General features: G+C 47.9%; 13 protein-coding genes. 3 read left to right on the top strand and 10 right to left on the bottom strand.

Annotated elements, in window-relative coordinates:
• The 3 genes from L865_RS23905 to ubiA form a co-directional block, all read left to right on the top strand.
• On the top strand, positions 1-141 hold a 141-nt coding region (locus L865_RS23905), incomplete at its 5' end, for an IS3 family transposase (protein WP_037471254.1).
• Between the two features lie 525 nt (positions 142-666).
• Positions 667-2,832 carry a DNA helicase II gene (gene uvrD / locus L865_RS0114540; protein WP_028773899.1) on the top strand — a complete coding sequence of 722 codons (2,166 nt, stop codon included), beginning with the start codon at positions 667-669 and terminating at the stop codon, positions 2,830-2,832.
• A gap of 115 nt (positions 2,833-2,947) precedes the next feature.
• A complete protein-coding gene (gene ubiA / locus L865_RS0114545; protein WP_028773900.1) occupies positions 2,948-3,808 on the top strand; it encodes a 4-hydroxybenzoate octaprenyltransferase in 861 nt (286 codons plus the stop codon).
• A gap of 333 nt (positions 3,809-4,141) precedes the next feature.
• Here ubiA and L865_RS0114550 read toward each other — a convergent pair whose 3' ends face one another.
• From L865_RS0114550 to L865_RS0114595, 10 genes are all read right to left on the bottom strand, one after another.
• Complete coding sequence (locus L865_RS0114550; RefSeq protein WP_028773901.1) at positions 4,142-5,314, bottom strand: lipase family protein; 1,173 nt, start codon at positions 5,312-5,314, stop codon at positions 4,142-4,144.
• A 30-nt stretch (positions 5,315-5,344) separates the two neighbouring features.
• The gene (locus L865_RS23910) at positions 5,345-5,935 is read right to left on the bottom strand and encodes a DUF6795 domain-containing protein (RefSeq protein ID WP_084632548.1); all 591 of its coding nucleotides are present in this window, start codon (positions 5,933-5,935) and stop codon (positions 5,345-5,347) included.
• Positions 5,936-6,355: 420 nt separating this feature from the next.
• Complete coding sequence (locus tag L865_RS0114560) at positions 6,356-6,871, bottom strand: DUF6795 domain-containing protein (RefSeq protein ID WP_157577591.1); 516 nt, start codon at positions 6,869-6,871, stop codon at positions 6,356-6,358.
• Positions 6,872-7,214: 343 nt separating this feature from the next.
• Positions 7,215-9,635, bottom strand: coding sequence for a family 20 glycosylhydrolase (locus L865_RS0114565; RefSeq protein WP_028773903.1), 2,421 nt, complete (start codon positions 9,633-9,635; stop codon positions 7,215-7,217).
• Between the two features lie 38 nt (positions 9,636-9,673).
• Positions 9,674-10,597: a sugar kinase gene (locus L865_RS0114570; RefSeq protein WP_028773904.1), complete on the bottom strand. Its 924-nt coding sequence runs from the start codon at positions 10,595-10,597 to the stop codon at positions 9,674-9,676.
• On the bottom strand, positions 10,594-12,051 hold the full coding sequence (locus L865_RS0114575; protein ID WP_028773905.1) for a sodium:solute symporter family protein: 1,458 nt from the start codon (positions 12,049-12,051) through the stop codon (positions 10,594-10,596). The genes L865_RS0114570 and L865_RS0114575 overlap by 4 nt, the downstream gene beginning before the upstream one ends.
• A 64-nt stretch (positions 12,052-12,115) precedes the next feature.
• Positions 12,116-12,502, bottom strand: a complete 387-nt coding sequence (locus L865_RS0114580; protein ID WP_028773906.1) for a RidA family protein — start codon at positions 12,500-12,502, stop codon at positions 12,116-12,118.
• Entirely contained in the window at positions 12,499-14,022 is a 1,524-nt protein-coding gene (locus L865_RS0114585; RefSeq protein WP_028773907.1) for an N-acyl-D-amino-acid deacylase family protein, read from the bottom strand. The genes L865_RS0114580 and L865_RS0114585 overlap by 4 nt, the downstream gene beginning before the upstream one ends.
• A gap of 4 nt (positions 14,023-14,026) precedes the next feature.
• A complete protein-coding gene (locus L865_RS0114590; protein ID WP_245608448.1) occupies positions 14,027-14,902 on the bottom strand; it encodes a MurR/RpiR family transcriptional regulator in 876 nt (291 codons plus the stop codon).
• On the bottom strand, positions 14,902-16,170 hold the full coding sequence (locus L865_RS0114595) for an amino acid deaminase (RefSeq protein ID WP_051484628.1): 1,269 nt from the start codon (positions 16,168-16,170) through the stop codon (positions 14,902-14,904). The genes L865_RS0114590 and L865_RS0114595 overlap by 1 nt, the downstream gene beginning before the upstream one ends.
• Positions 16,171-16,323: the final 153 nt, after the last annotated feature.

Here is a 16,323-nt window from a genome sequence, read left to right on the forward strand (position 1 = left end):
AAAACCAGAGATGAAGCACGCTCAGAAATATTTAACTATATCGAATATTTCTATAATCCAGTGCGCCATCATGGTAGTAATAACGGACTGTCACCAATGAAGTTCGAAAAGCAGTATTTTGAGAAACTAGAAAGTGTCTAGATAACTAGGGGCTTACCAGTGATTTGAGTTAAGATTATTGCAGTCAAATGTGCAGGTGTCGTCATCCCTGAGTTTGACTGACCAGCTAATAATAAATCTTGATTCGCTTCGGACATACCCAGAAGTGACCTCATCTCGGTGTAGTCTGCGTGTATGTTTCTACTAGCTAATTTATAATAGTGAAAGGATATGTGGGGTCAGAGCAAACTAAATTTATGACTTGTACTGTTCTCAATGATAAAGCCTAGTTCGAAGAGACAAATAATCCAGTGTAGATGCGGCTGAGGGTATCGAAAACATGGATGTTTTCGTTAAGCGGCCATGGATGGCGCAAAGCGTCCCGAAATAGCATCTGCACATAAAGCCTGCTGCAGGCAATGGATATCAATCAAGGCGTTAGCCTTCGACACAGGTCCCCACCAGACGTGAAACCGTAACCATCCATCATCCCTTGGATAACCCAACTCTCTATCATCTCAACCACGGCTCCTGTTATACTGCTCGCTGAATTTTTTGGAGGCAGGAATGGACGTATCTTCTTTACTCGACGGCTTAAACGATAAACAGCGCGAAGCCGTTGGCGCACCTCAATCTAGCATGTTGGTACTGGCCGGCGCAGGCAGTGGTAAAACCCGCGTGCTAACCCACCGTATTGCGTGGTTAATGCAGGTTGAACAGCAAAGTCCATATTCTATTTTAGCGGTGACCTTTACCAATAAAGCTGCGGCAGAAATGCGTGAGCGGGTAGAGAAGGTCAGTGGCAGCAATATGGGGCGTATGTGGATAGGCACGTTCCACGGCTTAGCCCATCGTTTATTGCGCACCCATTACCAAGATGCCAACCTGCCACAGAGTTTCCAAATTCTAGATTCAGACGATCAATTACGTCTGATCAAGCGCATTCTAAAAAGCCTTAATTTGGATGAAAAGCAATATCCGCCACGTCAGGCGCAAGGCTATATCAATGGTAAGAAAGACCAAGGTTTACGTCCCAAGCATATCGACGCTGGCGGCTTTCCCATTGAGCAAAACCTATTGCAAATTTATACGGTATATCAAGAGTCTTGCGATCGAGCAGGCTTAGTCGACTTTGCCGAAATCTTGCTGCGCGCCCATGAGCTTTGGCTCAATAAACCCCATGTATTGCAGCATTATCAAGACCGATTTAAGAATATTTTGGTGGACGAGTTTCAAGACACCAATGCGATTCAGTATGCCTGGATTCGTGTGCTGGCTGGTAATAGCGCCAATGTGATGATAGTGGGTGATGATGATCAGTCTATTTACGGGTGGCGCGGCGCACAGGTAGAGAACCTGCACAAGTTTTTAGATGACTTCCCCCATGCTGAAACCATTCGATTAGAGCAAAACTATCGCTCTAGTGGCAACATCCTTAATGCGTCCAATGAATTGATTGCTAACAACCCTGACCGTATGGGCAAAAAGCTGTGGACCGAAGACAAAGACGGTGAACAGATAGGGCTGTATTGCGCTTTTAACGAGATGGATGAAGCGCGCTTTATTGTCGGCCGTATTACTGACTGGCAGGACATGGGCGGCGATTTGAGTGATTGCGCCATCTTGTACCGCTCAAACGCCCAGTCCCGTGTGTTGGAAGAAGCCTTGCTGCATAAAGGGTTGGCCTATCGTATTTATGGTGGCTTGCGATTTTTCGAACGCCAAGAGATTAAAGATGCCATGGGTTACATGCGTCTTATCAGCAATAAAAATGATGATGCCGCCTTTGAGCGGGTGGTCAATACGCCAGCCCGTGGTATCGGCGGCCGTACCTTAGATATATTGCGCTCTACCGCGCGTCAGCAAGAGCTGACATTGTGGCAAACCTGCCTGCGTGCACTGGATGAAAAACTGCTCAGTGGTCGTGCTGCTAATGCTATCCGCGGCTTTATGGACTTGATTGTGACCATGCAGCAAGAAACCGAAGACCAGTCGCTGCACCGCATGACAGATCATGTGATTCAAACTTCTGGCTTAAAGGCGATGTATGAAGCCGAAAAAGGCGAGAAAGCCCGCGCCCGAGTGGAAAACTTGGACGAGCTAGTGACCGCAGCGCGTACCTTTGTGATGCCGGAAGATTTAGAGGATATGGGCGAGCTTAATGCGTTTCTATCCCATGCCGCATTAGAGGCGGGCGAAGGCCAAGCCGATGCCTTTACCGATGCCGTACAACTGATGACCCTGCACTCAGCGAAAGGCCTAGAATTCCCTATGGTGTTTATGGCCGGCGTCGAAGAGGGGATTTTCCCAAGCCAAATGGCGATGGATGAAGGTGACCGTCTCGATGAAGAACGGCGCTTGTGTTACGTGGGCATGACCCGTGCGATGAAGCAGCTGTACATCACTTATGCTGAGTCACGCCGCATTTATGGCCGTGAAAACTTTGCAAGACCATCGCGATTTATCAATGAGATCCCCAGTGACTACGTGCAAGAAATTCGCATGAAAGCGAGCGTATCGGCGCCATCGCAGTCGCAGCGCTTTGGTCAAAGCCAAGGGCCTGCCAACGACACCGGCTTTAGTTTGGGGCAGCAGGTGATGCACCCTAAATTTGGTGAAGGCAAGGTCACTAACTTTGAAGGCAGTGGCGCCCAAGCACGAGTGCAAGTGGACTTTTTAGATGTCGGTAGCAAGTGGCTGGTGGTGGCATATGCCCGACTGGCAGCGTGTTAATTGGCTGATGCCAGGCATTGGTGCATTAAAGCAGTTGAATGTCCGCCAAGGTCAGTCATAATGCCTGCTGACAACAAAAATAATAAAGGCCGCAGCAGTATTAGGAGTGCCTAAATTGAATCTCAAAGTTAAGTTAGATATCTACTTGCGTTTAGCGCGCATGGACCGGCCGATCGGCACCTTATTGCTAATGTGGCCATGTTTAATGGCATTGGTATTAGCCGCTGGTGGGATGCCTGATATCAAGGTATTGGTCATCTTCATTATTGGTGTGGTGGTGATGCGTGCGTGTGGTTGCATCATTAATGATTACGCTGATAGAAACCTCGATGCCCATGTTGAGCGCACTAAATCAAGGCCGCTGGCAAGCGGCGAAGTGTCGGTCAAAGAGGCGTTAACCCTATTTGTGGTACTGGCGTTATTTGCCTTTGGCTTAGTGCTAATGCTTAACCCGCTGGTGGTTAAGCTGTCGGTGGTCGGGATAATTCTTACCATTATTTATCCATTTACTAAGCGCTTTACCAATATGCCGCAAATGTTTTTAGGCATAGTATGGAGCTGGTCTATCCCTATGGCCTATGCTGCGCAAACCGGTGAAGTGCCTGCTGAAGCTTGGTGGTTGTTTATGGCTAACTGGTGCTGGACAGTCGCATACGACACTATGTATGCCATGGTGGATAGGGATGATGATCTCAAGGTTGGCATTAAATCGACCGCGATTTTATTTGGCCAATATGACCGTCATATTATCGGGCTGTTTCAATTAGCTGCGCTGGGGTGTTTCATTACTGCAGGCTGGGCGGCTGACCGCGGCTTAATGTATGGTTTAGGTATTGCCACCTTTATCGGCTTTAGCCTGTACCAGCAACGACTTATCAATGGCCGTGAACGCGCGCCGTGCTTTAAAGCGTTTTTAAATAATAACTGGGCAGGGTTTGCCCTGTTTGTGGCCTTAGGTGTCGATTACCTTGTGTAATTGACAGTATCTAACAAAAACGCCTCTTATGAGGCGTTTTTTGTATTTGCAGTTTATCGCCAAGGTATTATACCAATCAGTATAAACATTTAGTCACTCAGCGAGAGTTTAGCGGTTCTGAGGCAAGGCAACGAGTGAAGAGCATAGTTATTCTACGGTTAAGCTCGTTAACACAGCATCAGAATCGCTAAAACTCGCCATTCTGGCGCGTTTTAGGCTACCTACTTCTACGTTGAATAACCTCACAAGGGAGCAACCATTGTTTCAGTTATTCGCCTTGAATTAGTTTGCCAAAAGCGCTCTGAGTAGATCAAATTCTTATACTGATTGGTATTACTGCTTATGCACCCACTTGAGCGCTTCACGCACGCCCGCATATAAACGCTTGAGCATCTTGTTAAAGATGGCGCGAATCGTGTGGTAAGTCAGATCGGCAACTAGGGTAACTGCAGAGCCCGCAAATGCCAGCATATGGCCTAATAGTCCTTTAACTTGATCGGCGGCTTTGGTGGCGGTTTTGGCAATGGTTTCTAAGGTGCGGGCAACTAAATCATAAAAAGTTGCACCGGCACTAATGGTAGCTTGCACCGCTACTGCTGCGTAATAGCCCGTTTCACGCAGCAAGGTTATCAATGCGGCACTGAGGCGTTCACTCCAATAGTCGCTGTAACTCGCTTGATTGCGGTTTTCATATTTTAAGCGTACCGGCTGTAAATACTCATTGGATTTACGTTGCAAGCTAGACCAGTCTTCACAGTTTGCGCTTACAAGGTAACCTGGGTTACCACCTTCTAATGGGCTCATGCCATGTGCCTCCATACTCAACCCTTGCGAACGATCAAGACGATATTCAAAGCCTTTGTAGGGTGAGTGGAAAAATGGCCACAGTGGCACTTTGGGTACTAGGTCAGCACCATGAGTACAACGGTAGTTGTTTGGCACTTTAGTGGTGTTTTTTAATGCGAAACCGAGCTGACCAACCCGCGGGGCACCAAAAGTGTATAGATTGACATTCTTTGTGTAGCGGCTCGATATCCAATCGGCTGTGAGCGTTGCTAATGCGCCACCTAAGCTATGGCCCACGCAGTGCACAGTACCTGTTGAATTATTGGTTTGCCATTGATTCAAAAACTGCTGAAATTGCGGCTTGAGTGATGAAAAAGCTCGCTGAAATCCACCATGTACCGGCTGGTTGTTATCGGCAGTATGGAGAGCAAGCTGCAAGTTGGTCCCCCAATCTGCAAGGGAGGGGAGGTGAGTACCGCGAATAGTTATTATCGCATCACCTTCGTGCTTGCCTTTGCCAATCCCCATAGCGGAAAACCCAGTTTCTTTATTAATGAAGTAGCCGCCAGTCTTTCCCATTACCTTATTTTCAAAAGAAAAAAACTGTTGAGTATAACGGGTTCCAAAGCCTTGAGTATTCAAAAGGCCTGTACCTGGTTTGACAAAAACATATGCACTTTGTGCTAGCTCTGAAGCTAATCTCGGTGAAAGGGCTGACATTGAACATTCCTTGTTATTGATTGCTAGTAGTTATAATTCACCATACTTTTCACGTTTTTCGGCCTCTAAAGCTTCGAGGCTCGGCCAGCGGCAGATGCTGTCAATCTCAAATCTAATTGCACCTTTATACTGTTCGTCTATGATTTGGTGGTAAATGACATCGTCCGACAAATCGCAATGTAATTGAGAGAGTCTTTCAATAAAAAAACTATTTTGTTTGATCCCTGTAGAGTTGGTGGACCATAGATATACTTCTTTATATTCAGGGTAGTTATCATCATATATTTGAATTACTTGCTGAATAATATTGGTACTGAATGCGTGAGTAGGATGTTTGGATTGTATGACTATGTCAGAGAAACTAAATTGACCCTTGTCGTCTGTCACTGTCTCATCCCACACGCCTTCTTCAGTCACATTGAGGTACAGATACCCACGACGCAATTTGAGTCCGGCCATTGGCTTGCCGTGAAGCACTATACTGCCTGACACAGCAGGGAATACTTCGACATCGACCGCTTTTTTAAACATTGACAGCATAGTTGAATCCTTGGTGAAAGCATGGCTCGCCAGCAGTAAAAAAAGTGCGGCGCCAAGCCCTAACAATCCTTTGTATCGCATAATATGACGACTCTTACTTAGGTAGCCTGCGACGATGTTGCTTTTAAAAATGCTCGCACCCACACACGGTGGCTTTTAGTAACGACTGCTATTGGCAACGACAGCCTTTTACAACGAACACTTTTTGTAATTAACACTTTGCAACAGGCCAAAACGGTAAAGATATTGATGCTGTTATGGCAAAAATATGCTCAATATTTTGCGTGAACAATTAATTTAAGTAAATAATTCTTTGGTATAAATAATCAACATTTACTTTTAACTATTATGTTCAACCCTGTTGGTCGATATATATTATTAGCTTGATTTTTTATTCGTTATTAACGTATTTGCAATCAATGTCATTAATGTGTCAATAACAATGTGTTTATATCGTTGATGCTTGTTTCAATTAAAGATATTCAAAAAAATTTAAAAGTATCAAACTTGCACCACAGCATTAGCGCGTTGCTGATTGGCTTCTTGTATGGTGAACATTGGCCAATGGCACAGGCTATCAACCACCAGTATTTGGCCGTCATCGCCGATGATATTGTGCCGCTGCTGTTGCTGATTTAAGTCACCATCGAGCATACCTAAACGTTGCTGGAAATGACTGATATGCGATCGCCCGATAGACTTAGCTGACCACAAATAACGGTCGTGGTACTCAATAAAGCGATTGTCGGCCACTTCAATAATTTGATGCGTGATGGCGTTATCAAGTTGATGAGCAGGCAGTACCGATTGGATGCAGTGTTCACTAAAGTAAAAACGGCCATTGATGTCGGTAGTGGTTTGCTCCCACACACCTTCTTTGGCTACACTGACATGGTAAAAACCACGGCGGATCTGTAAACCTTTGACGGGCTGATTGTGCAGGCATAAACGCCCAGCAGTGGCGGGAAATATTTCGACCTTGGTGCGCTTACTAAATAAGCTCAATAGTTTTCTCATAATAGATTTCAACTCAAGCATAGCGATGAATATTATTTCCATATTGATTTGGTCAGGATCAAATATGGGTCGCTATTTATCTCAATCTGAATATAAAAAGTAAATGATGAATTGGTCTATTGTTTATCAACGTTTTGATTGATGTGCTATGGGGTGTATTTAATCTAAATGCTGTTGTTTGGGGTGTAGTTAACGACTAGCTTTCGCTATTAAATAGCAGTTTTATAGGCAGAGGTGACAATAAAATAATGGCTTAGAATCTATTGCTAAAAGCATAAAGTCAGCAACTTTTCAGCGCTGACTTTGCTTATTAGTTTGTTAGGCCTAGTGGCTAGCAAAATCGCTAGCGGCAATAGCTAACTAGACGTCTTAAAGTATGGGCTGCGGCTATCACGTGTGGCTCTTGTTGTTGCAATAACTGCAGTAATTGGATGTCGATAGCGTCCGCTTGGGGCGAGCTTAGTGGTGGATGCTGGCACTGACTAGTGAGTCGCAAACCTATGTCAGTCACTTGACTCATTTGATTGGCTACCTCGTTAATATCTCCTAGGCGTGGGTGTTCAGCAATCAGCGTCAGCAGTGGTTGCTGATTAGCTTGCCATTGAAACAGTAACTGCTCCATGGCTGCCAGCGCCTGTTTAAGTGGTGCGTCTGCTTGTTGCAACTGCTGCTCAATGGCGATTAGGGGCAAGCTCTCTACTGCGAGGTAGTCAACAAAGTGATCTAGCGGTGCCTGCTGATGATACAAGTCTCGCTGATAGTTAATATGGTGGCGAGTATAGTAATGAGCAGGCTCTAGTGCTTGTGCCAAAATGTGTAATGGCTGGGCGTCGGCTGGCGTTGATTTTTCGCCAAGTAGTGCTTGCCAGCCCGCTTGCTGCAGCGCCTGATGCTGCAAACCAATAACCTCAGCGCCATAATGTTCCATGTCGGCAAGGCGCTGATACATGGCGGCTTCATCGGTTTGGTCTTTAGCTGACCAGAACCGCTCTGCAATGACATATAAACGTGGCCAGATGCGCACATCAATGTTGTTGGCGGTAATGAGCTCAGCCCATATGGTTGCTTCTCCGCCAAGGGTATTGGTGAGGCTTAAAGGGTGAGTGGCAGGGGCTAAGTGCAGCTTGTCTTGCGCCAGTTGATTAGCATCTTTTTCGGCTGTCAGTTGTCCATTGATGGGGTAGTAACTGTTACCGATAAAAGCAAAACCAGTGGCGTTTTGATGGTCAGCTAAATCCAACTCAAAAGCCACCGGCCCCATCCAAGTGTCGAGTGTCAACGCCACATTTGTACCTTGCTGGCTGACACTCACTTGGCGGCTAAACTTGTCATTAAGACGCACATAGGCACTCGGGCTATCGGCGGCTATCAGTAGCCCAACGCTTACCGCGCTGCCCTTTAACCTTGGGATAGTAAGCTGCCAATATTGCGCTTGCTGTTGCGGCGCAAATTTAGGCATGGCGAACGGGGTGCGTGGTGTCAATTCATTACGATAATGGTAACTAGAGTACTGCGGCTGATCGATGTAAAAGCCCGTTGATAATAATCCGGGGTGACCCGCAGCGGTGATCTTGGCTAATGAGTCCATGCCTCGCCAGGATTGTACCAGCGTATCTTTAGGTAACTGCGGGTGAAATACTTCATCCCAACCCATCATTTTGCGTTGATGTTTCGCTAAAATTTTGCTGATACGCTGGTTAAAATAGGCATGCAAATCTTCGCCTTCTTCGAAGTCATTGTCATGCATAAACGCAACAATGTTAGGGTTATTCAACCACTGTGTGGGTGGTACTTCATCGCCGCCTATATGCAGATAGGGATCGGGAAATATTGCCGCTAGTTCTGCGACGAGTTTATCGACAAATTGATAAACATCCGGGTTGGTGGGGTCAAGGATAGGTTCAAACACCCCCCAATGGCGCTCCATCTCGTAGGGGCCCGGTTGGCTCATTAGTTCTGGATAGGCCACGGCAATAGCTGAAGCATGGCCAGGAACATCCATTTCAGGTACGACTCTAATACCATGCGCGGCTGCGTAGGCGACAATCTCTTGCAGTTGCTGCTGACTATAAAACTCACCGTCGGCTGCGAGTTGTGTCAGTTTAGGGTAGTGTCTTGATTCAAATCGCCAGCCTTGGTCGTCGGTTAAGTGCCAATGTAATACGTTAAGTTTGGCTGAGGCCATACCGTCAATTTGACGCTTAATAGTGTCGATAGGCATAAAATGACGGGCACTATCTATCAGTAATCCGCGCCAAGGATAGCGAGGTGCATCTTCTATCTGCAACCCTTGAATTGTCATGAGGTTACGCTGGGGATACAGCCATTGACTGAGTGTGCTTAGGCCATGGTTGACTCCGAGCTCATTGGCAGCGCTTATTTGGATTTGTTGTTGGTTAATGTTAAGCGTGTAGCTTTCGTCATCGCCGAGTTTCACCGGCCGATGAGCCTGACTTGTCTGTTGAGTTATCAGCAGTTGTGCTTGGTCTTTCGCAACCTGTGTCAATTGCACAGGGCGCTGCAATGCCGCTGACAGTTGCTTGGTGAGTTTGAGCGTTAACGCTTGTTGTTGCTGTGCAGATAAGCCCACGCTTGCCCAGTTGATGGTATCGCCGAGTTTTAGCTGTGCTGTGGTGACTGTCATCGATTTTGGTTGCGGCATCAAGCTTGCTGCGGGAGATATCTCTGCAGGCATCGCAGCTGCATGGATTGGCAGTGCCAGTATTGAAACTAGTACGCCAATAGTGAATATTGCTAGGTTCATGAGTAACTCTCTTGTACGTCGTTTAATGGGGATAAGCATTAGGAATTTACCGTCATGAGATCTTGCATGGCGGCACTGGGGATTATCGCGCCAGGGTATTGAATCACTCTGCCAGCCAAGCGGTGGGCAAATTGCGCCGCTTGCTGCACAGGCAGTTGCTTGAGGCGTTGACTAAGGTAACCGGCGGCGAAAGCATCTCCAGCAGCGCAGGTATCCACCACGTCACTCATCTTGTCAGTGGCAATGGTTTCTTGGCCGTTGGCGGTAATGACCACACAGGGCTCACCGCCTTGCTTGATCACCACTTCAGGGATCTGCATTGCCTGAGTGCGGGCGATGATCTGCGCTAGGTTTTGCTCGCCATATAGCAAATACTCATCTTGATCGGTTAACAGGGCGATATCAGTCAATTGCATGATTTGATGGTAATAATGCCGCACATGACTATGCTGCCATAATACCGGGCGATAGTTGTTGTCGAAGACGAGCTTGCCACCTTGTTGTTTAAAGTCGGCGATACAACTTAATAAACGGTTTTTAGCCAGATCGTTCAGGATCGCTAAACTGATCCCGCTTAAGTAAAGGTAGTCAATCTGGCCGCTGCGCAAGCACTGCTCAAGAGGGGTATCGGCTTCGTTAAAATAAGCGGTGGCAGCGCTATCGGCACGCTGGTAGCTAAACTGGCGTTCGCCATGGGTATCAAGTTGGATTTGATAGCGGCCGGGCTTTTTATCGCTTAAGCGGGTGACCAGTTGTGTGTCTAAACCTTCATGGCACCAAGCGTTCAGTAATCGTTGGCTGTCATCATCAGTACCTAGTGCAGTCGCATAGGCGACATTGATGTTATTAGCGCTTACTCGGCGTAAGTAAACGGCGCTATTTAGGGTGTCGCCGCCATAGCTAAACAATCCACAAGGTTCGCCTTCTAACATGCACTCGCCAAAGAACACAATTTGAGTCATGACGCCTGTTCCTGTTCCATTTGCTCTCGTTGCTGGCTGAGAATGGCCAAGGCTTGTGCTTGGCTGACACCGCAAGCTGGCGTACATAGGCTGACGATGATGCCGCCGAGTAATGCTGCTATAAGCGATGGTAAAATTGGGTTGCCCCAGAAGCTAAGCCAATGTGGAATTTGGGTAACCACAATGGCGGTTAGGCTGCCCAAAATGAGGCTGGCCATGGCTCCTTGCCAATTAAAGCGCTGCCAGAAACGGCCAAGAATAGAGCAGCTACATAAGCCTGACATGAGTACCGCAATCATGGTGGTGATATAACTGATAATGTTATCTGAGCTCAGGGCCAGTAGTAGGGCCAAAGCAATGGTCATCGCTAATGCGATGCGTGAAAGTAACACCACCTGATTGGGGGTAGGCATTTGCCCTCTACCTAAATAGTACAGATCTCGCAGTACCACGCTCACCGCGGCAATGGCATCTGAGCTGGCGCTGGACATGGTGGCAGAGATACCTGCGATCACAATTAACGCACCTAGCCACAATGGCATGATGTTGAGCGCAATATGCGGGAAAGCGAAAGAGGCGTTGTTAAGTTCAGGGCTGGTGGCAAATGCCGCCATGCCGATAATGGCCGGAATGAAAGAGAAAAACAGGTACAAAATGCCGGAATAGGTAAAGGATTTTCGAATAGAGCTGACATCGCGACCCGAATAAATACGTTGTCTAAATGAAGGAGTAGCTAATACGCCAACCATCACAGCAGCGGCTAACGACAGCGCCGGAATGATGCCGATTTTTTCGGTGGCAAATAGTGACAAATTCTCTAATGGCTGCGCGGCAAGCATGGGCTGCCAGCCGCCAATAAAGTGAATGGAAAACAGTGCCATGAGGATAAAGCCTGAAAACAAAATTAGCGCTTGAATGGCATCGGTCCACACCACTGCGGTGTAACCACCAATAATCACATATAGAGTAAAACTGAGGGCGACAATGACCTTGGCCCAGCCAATGTCGATATCCATCAGCCACGCGAGATACATGCCGCCGCCAATAATATGCGCGCCCAACCAGCCGATACTGGCAATAAAAATGATCACAGCAATGAGATTTTTGATCTGCACTTTGGCGCCCACATAGTAGGCAAGCTCCTCGCTCATGGTCATAAACTTTAGTTGGCGTATTGGTGCAAAAAGCCAAGCCAACAATAAGATACCTACTGCGCCGCCCAAACCATATAAAGTGCCAGCCCAGCCATTGTTATAGGCAAACCCGACCGCCCCCATGGATGAACCTGTGCCCACCATGGTTGCCACTGTGGTGCCTAGCGTTAGTAGTAGAGGTAAATTGCGCCCGCCCAATAAAAATTGCTCGCCACCGCGCTGTTTGCGAGTGACAAACCAACCGATGAAAATCATCACCGCGATATAGGCAGCGAATGACCAGATAAACATGATTTCCATACTTGATTACCTTTAGGTTTTCTTATTGTTGATGGATAAAGTTATTGGACGAACATAGTGGTCATTACGCCTGCTTAAAGCAGCGCACGTCGACTTCGACCTTACAATCGACCACTAAATCAGCCACCATGCAGATCCGTGCGGGTGGGTTATCACCGAAAAATTGCTTAAACACTTTATTGAACGATTGGAAATAACGGGCGTCAGTTAACACCACGGTAACGTGCACCACATCTTCTGCGCTATAGCCCGCTTCGCGCATGATTTCAAAACAGTTTTCAATGGCAATAGTGGACTGTTCAATAATGCCACCTTCAACCACTTCGCCATCACGCATTGGGGTTTGTCCAGAAACCATTAACCAGCCACCGGCTTCCACTGCGCGAGAAAAGGGCAGATGCTGTCCGCCTGTGCCAACGCCACCTTCGGTGCCAAAACGGGTAATTGTCATTGTGTACTCCTTGATGCTTGTGAGCGCGGCAAAATGGCAGCGCTGTCATTTTTTGGGTTAGTAAAAGATCGTGTTAGTAGTTGTCCCGCCCCCACTTGCAATGCACCTTGTGCTTGCTGGTAGCTTAGCTGGCCATTGACCCAGACTTGCTCGATACCGGTCGCCGCCTGTTTGGGGTTTTCGTAGCTGGCGCTGTCGTTGACGGTTTCGGGATTGAACAGCACTAAGTCAGCAAAATAACCCGCGGCAATCTTGCCTCGTTGAGCCAAGTTAAACTGGCTGGCGGCTAGGCCGGTCATTTTGTAGATGGCTTCAGATAGTCCGAAACACTGCTTTTCGCGCACATAGTGACCCAATACGCGTGGAAAGGTGCCCCAAAGACGCGGATGAGGGTGCGGATCGCAGGGCAACCCATCTGAGCCAACCATAGTGGTTGGTTGCGACAAAATATGGCTGACATCGTCATCACTCATGCAGTGGTAAACCGCACCTGCAGGCTGCAATCGTTTTGCACTCTCGGTGAGTGATAATTGCCAAGTGTGGGCGATATCGGCGAGGTTTTGCCCGGCCATTTCTGGGTGTGGGGTTGACCATGTGATGAAGATGTCAAAATCGTCAGTCACTTGATTGAGATCTAAGGTGCTTGAACTGGCAGTATAAGGATAACAGTCACAGCTCACCTGCTGGTGTTGCTGCGCGTGGGCCAAATGCGCCACGATTTCTGGTGCACGTCCCCAGTTATCGACACCAGCACATTTAAGGTGCGAAATGACCACCGGCACCTGGGCGGCTTTGCCGAGATCAAAAGCTTCGGTCATGGCATCGAGAATACCCGCAAACTCAGTGCGTAAATGGGTGGTGTAGATTGCGCCATAGTCGGCTAAATCTTGACTGATATAGTGCACTTCTGCCGCGCTGGCCGCTTGTGCATTATGATAGGCAAGCCCCGTACTAAAGCCGAGCGCCCCTTGGCTGAGCGCTAAATTGAGCTGGGCGCGCATCTGCTGCATCTGCTCAGGTGTAGCACATTGAGTTAAATCATCCATTGCCTGCCAGCGCAGCGTAGTATGGCCGACCAACGCGCCAACATTCACAGCAGGCTGTGCCTTGGCAATGGCATTGGCATAATCAGCAAACGTGGCGTAAGTAAAAGCGTGATTGTCGCCAAGTAGATTAATTGGGTCCGGCAACGGTTCATCGTTAGCCAGTGCCGGACTTGCACTGATACCACAGTTGCCAACAATGACACTGGTGACCCCTTGAGATAACTTGCTCTGCATGGGTTTATCGCGCATGACTGCAAGGTCGTCATGGGTATGAACATCTATAAAACCTGGGGCTAGCGCTAAACCGTGGGCCGCAATAACTTGCGCAATTTGCAGATGCTCACAACAGCCAACATGGACAATCTGATCACCACAAATGGCAACATCAGTGTTTATTGGCGCAGCGCCGGTACCATCGAAAACTTGGGCACCTTGGATAACCGTAATAGCGGCAGGCTTAACCTGGGTTACCATAGCGCTAATCTCCCAGCGGTAAGCGACCATCGTTTTGGCGATGATCATCAAGGTGCAGTTTAATCCGGCGTAGCTTCTCGCGGGACTTACGTTGGTTGATGACCGCGACTTCACTGGCCAAAATATCAATAGCCGCCAGCATCACGTAGCGTGATGAGCTGGGCTTGAAAATGTAGTCGCTTTCATCGGTTTCAATCGGCAGGTGGACATCGGCCAACTCTGCTAATGGCCCCTGTGGGCAAATGGCAATCACTTTGGCGCCATATTCTTTGGCAATGGTGGCACTGTGCTGTACATCGGGGCTCACGCCACCTAATGACAAACATAGAATCACATCCTGTTTTTCAACGGTGGCGGTGGCCATACGCATCAACATAGGATCGCTATAGGCATTGCTCATCACTTCGAGTCTAAATAGTCTGTGGTGGCACTCTTGCGCCATGATGCTACTGCCGCCGCCCACCCCTAAGATCAGCAATTGTCTGGCTTGGGTGACGAGCTGACAGGCCGTTTGAATGCTCTGCTCTTCAATCAATCCTGCGTTACGAGACAGTGCATCGTGAATAGATTGGTAGATGGCGGGGATGTCTTTTTTTTCTACCTTAGTGTCTGAGGTGAAGCGCTCGCCCACAGCACTCGATTGGGCCAACTTGAACTTTAAGTCGCGTACATTAATACAATCTAGCGCCTTGGCCAGCCGGGTAATACTGGCATGACTGACTTGTATTTTGTCGGCCAGCTCGCCTATGGGGGCGTGCGCGGCATAATTAAGATTAGCGAGAATAAACTGCGCGACCTTTTGCTCTGAGGGTCTCAGTGCTGGTAGTCGCTGTTTAATGCAACTAACAATGTCCATGCGGTGGTCGGTTGTGGTTGTCATTAGAAGTGAGTCTCAATAATTTGGTTAACACAATAGTTGTCATCTTCTATGCCGACAAAGCGCCACTTATCGAGTGTCAGACATGGGTGTGAAGTACTAAAGCAGATGAGATCGCCAACTTGGATATCACTGTCTTGGGGAACGCTCATCATGCAGTGTTGATCCATGATGCGTACCATCTTCCAGTTTTGATTCACTGGGGTTGGCGCACTTTGTTGTGGTCGATAATGCAGCTCAGGAGTGGGTAAGCCGGCGTCAAAGGCGGCATCACGTTTACCTAGGCCGATGATTGCCATGCCCGCTTCAGGGACCGATTGCACGTAGGCCCACAGTTGCAGACTGCTGGTTAGCTCGGCATTGATGTCACAGGCTAATGTGCTGCGAGCTAAGACTTGTTGCTGTGCATCTTGGTAGATGCCGGTATCGTGAATTAAGTAACATCCCGGGCGAATAATGGCGGTTAAGCGCTGCTCAGGATCGTGCTTTATCAGGTGCTGGCTAACAATGTCGTACCAAGCTGAGCCAGCGCCGGTAATGATAAAGTTTTTCTGCGGCGCGAGGCGTTTGGCTAACTGTTTTGCTAATTGCACACTTTGGTCAACAAACTCGCCAATATCGTTAGCCGCATTGTCTCCATGGATCACACCTTCATAAAAGGCGATTCCGGCCAAGTTTAGCGCCGATGATTGCGCGATAAAATCGGCTAACTGGTGAGCTTGCTGGTGCTGACGAACTCCACAACGACCACCTGTCACCCCCAGCTCGATTAACACATTGACATTGAGGTTTAGCGGCGCAAAAAAATCGTTGATGGCGCCCAAATTAGCCAAACTATCAGCAAACACATACAACTGACCTTGGTGCTGACGTAGCACGTTAGCGACAATAGCAAAGTTATGTAAGCCAACGAGTTGATTGGCCAAGATGATGTTTTGCACGCCCGCATGGTGGGCACTCACTATTTGTTGCGCGTTAGCAACGCTCATACCCCAAGCCCCACTGGCTATTTGTGCTTGAAATAAAGCCGGTGCCATAGAAGTTTTGCCGTGAGGTGCAAGTTGTACGTGAGCGCTGTCGGCAAACGATTGCATCCATTGCAGGTTCTGCTCGATAGCACTGCGTTTGAGGGTGGCTGCCGGTAAACTCAACTGCTCTGCGAGGATCTGCCAACCTTGCGCCAATGTATTGAGGTCGCCCAGGCCTTTGTGAATACGATTTGGCGCATTGCCAGCGGCTTGCTGTGCCAAGTTTTGCGGGTCAAATTGCATCGACATATCCCTTGCTTATGGTGGCTCTCGCTGAGCAAATTATTGAGTTTTCAGCTGAAACAGGTTAGGTTTAGCTTATGTTATAAAATAACACAAAGCAATAACATTTGGTGTTACTATGTAACTTAATCAATGAGCGTCTATTAGCAATAT

This window comes from Shewanella waksmanii ATCC BAA-643 (assembly GCF_000518805.1).
In the GTDB taxonomy this organism is placed as follows: Bacteria; Pseudomonadota; Gammaproteobacteria; order Enterobacterales; family Shewanellaceae; genus Shewanella; species Shewanella waksmanii.

Coding starts and splice junctions, on each gene's coding strand:
- L865_RS0114570 (WP_028773904.1), bottom strand. CDS start 10,597: ATGACTCAAATTGTGTTCTTTGGCGAGTGCATGTTAGAAGGCGAACCT.
- L865_RS0114560 (WP_157577591.1), bottom strand. CDS start 6,871: ATGAGAAAACTATTGAGCTTATTTAGTAAGCGCACCAAGGTCGAAATA.
- L865_RS0114550 (WP_028773901.1), bottom strand. CDS start 5,314: ATGTCAGCCCTTTCACCGAGATTAGCTTCAGAGCTAGCACAAAGTGCA.
- uvrD (WP_028773899.1), top strand. CDS start 667: ATGGACGTATCTTCTTTACTCGACGGCTTAAACGATAAACAGCGCGAA.
- L865_RS0114585 (WP_028773907.1), bottom strand. CDS start 14,022: ATGGTAACCCAGGTTAAGCCTGCCGCTATTACGGTTATCCAAGGTGCC.
- L865_RS0114575 (WP_028773905.1), bottom strand. CDS start 12,051: ATGGAAATCATGTTTATCTGGTCATTCGCTGCCTATATCGCGGTGATG.
- L865_RS23910 (WP_084632548.1), bottom strand. CDS start 5,935: ATGCGATACAAAGGATTGTTAGGGCTTGGCGCCGCACTTTTTTTACTG.
- L865_RS0114590 (WP_245608448.1), bottom strand. CDS start 14,902: ATGACAACCACAACCGACCACCGCATGGACATTGTTAGTTGCATTAAA.
- L865_RS0114595 (WP_051484628.1), bottom strand. CDS start 16,170: ATGCAATTTGACCCGCAAAACTTGGCACAGCAAGCCGCTGGCAATGCG.
- L865_RS0114580 (WP_028773906.1), bottom strand. CDS start 12,502: ATGACAATTACCCGTTTTGGCACCGAAGGTGGCGTTGGCACAGGCGGA.
- L865_RS0114565 (WP_028773903.1), bottom strand. CDS start 9,635: ATGAACCTAGCAATATTCACTATTGGCGTACTAGTTTCAATACTGGCA.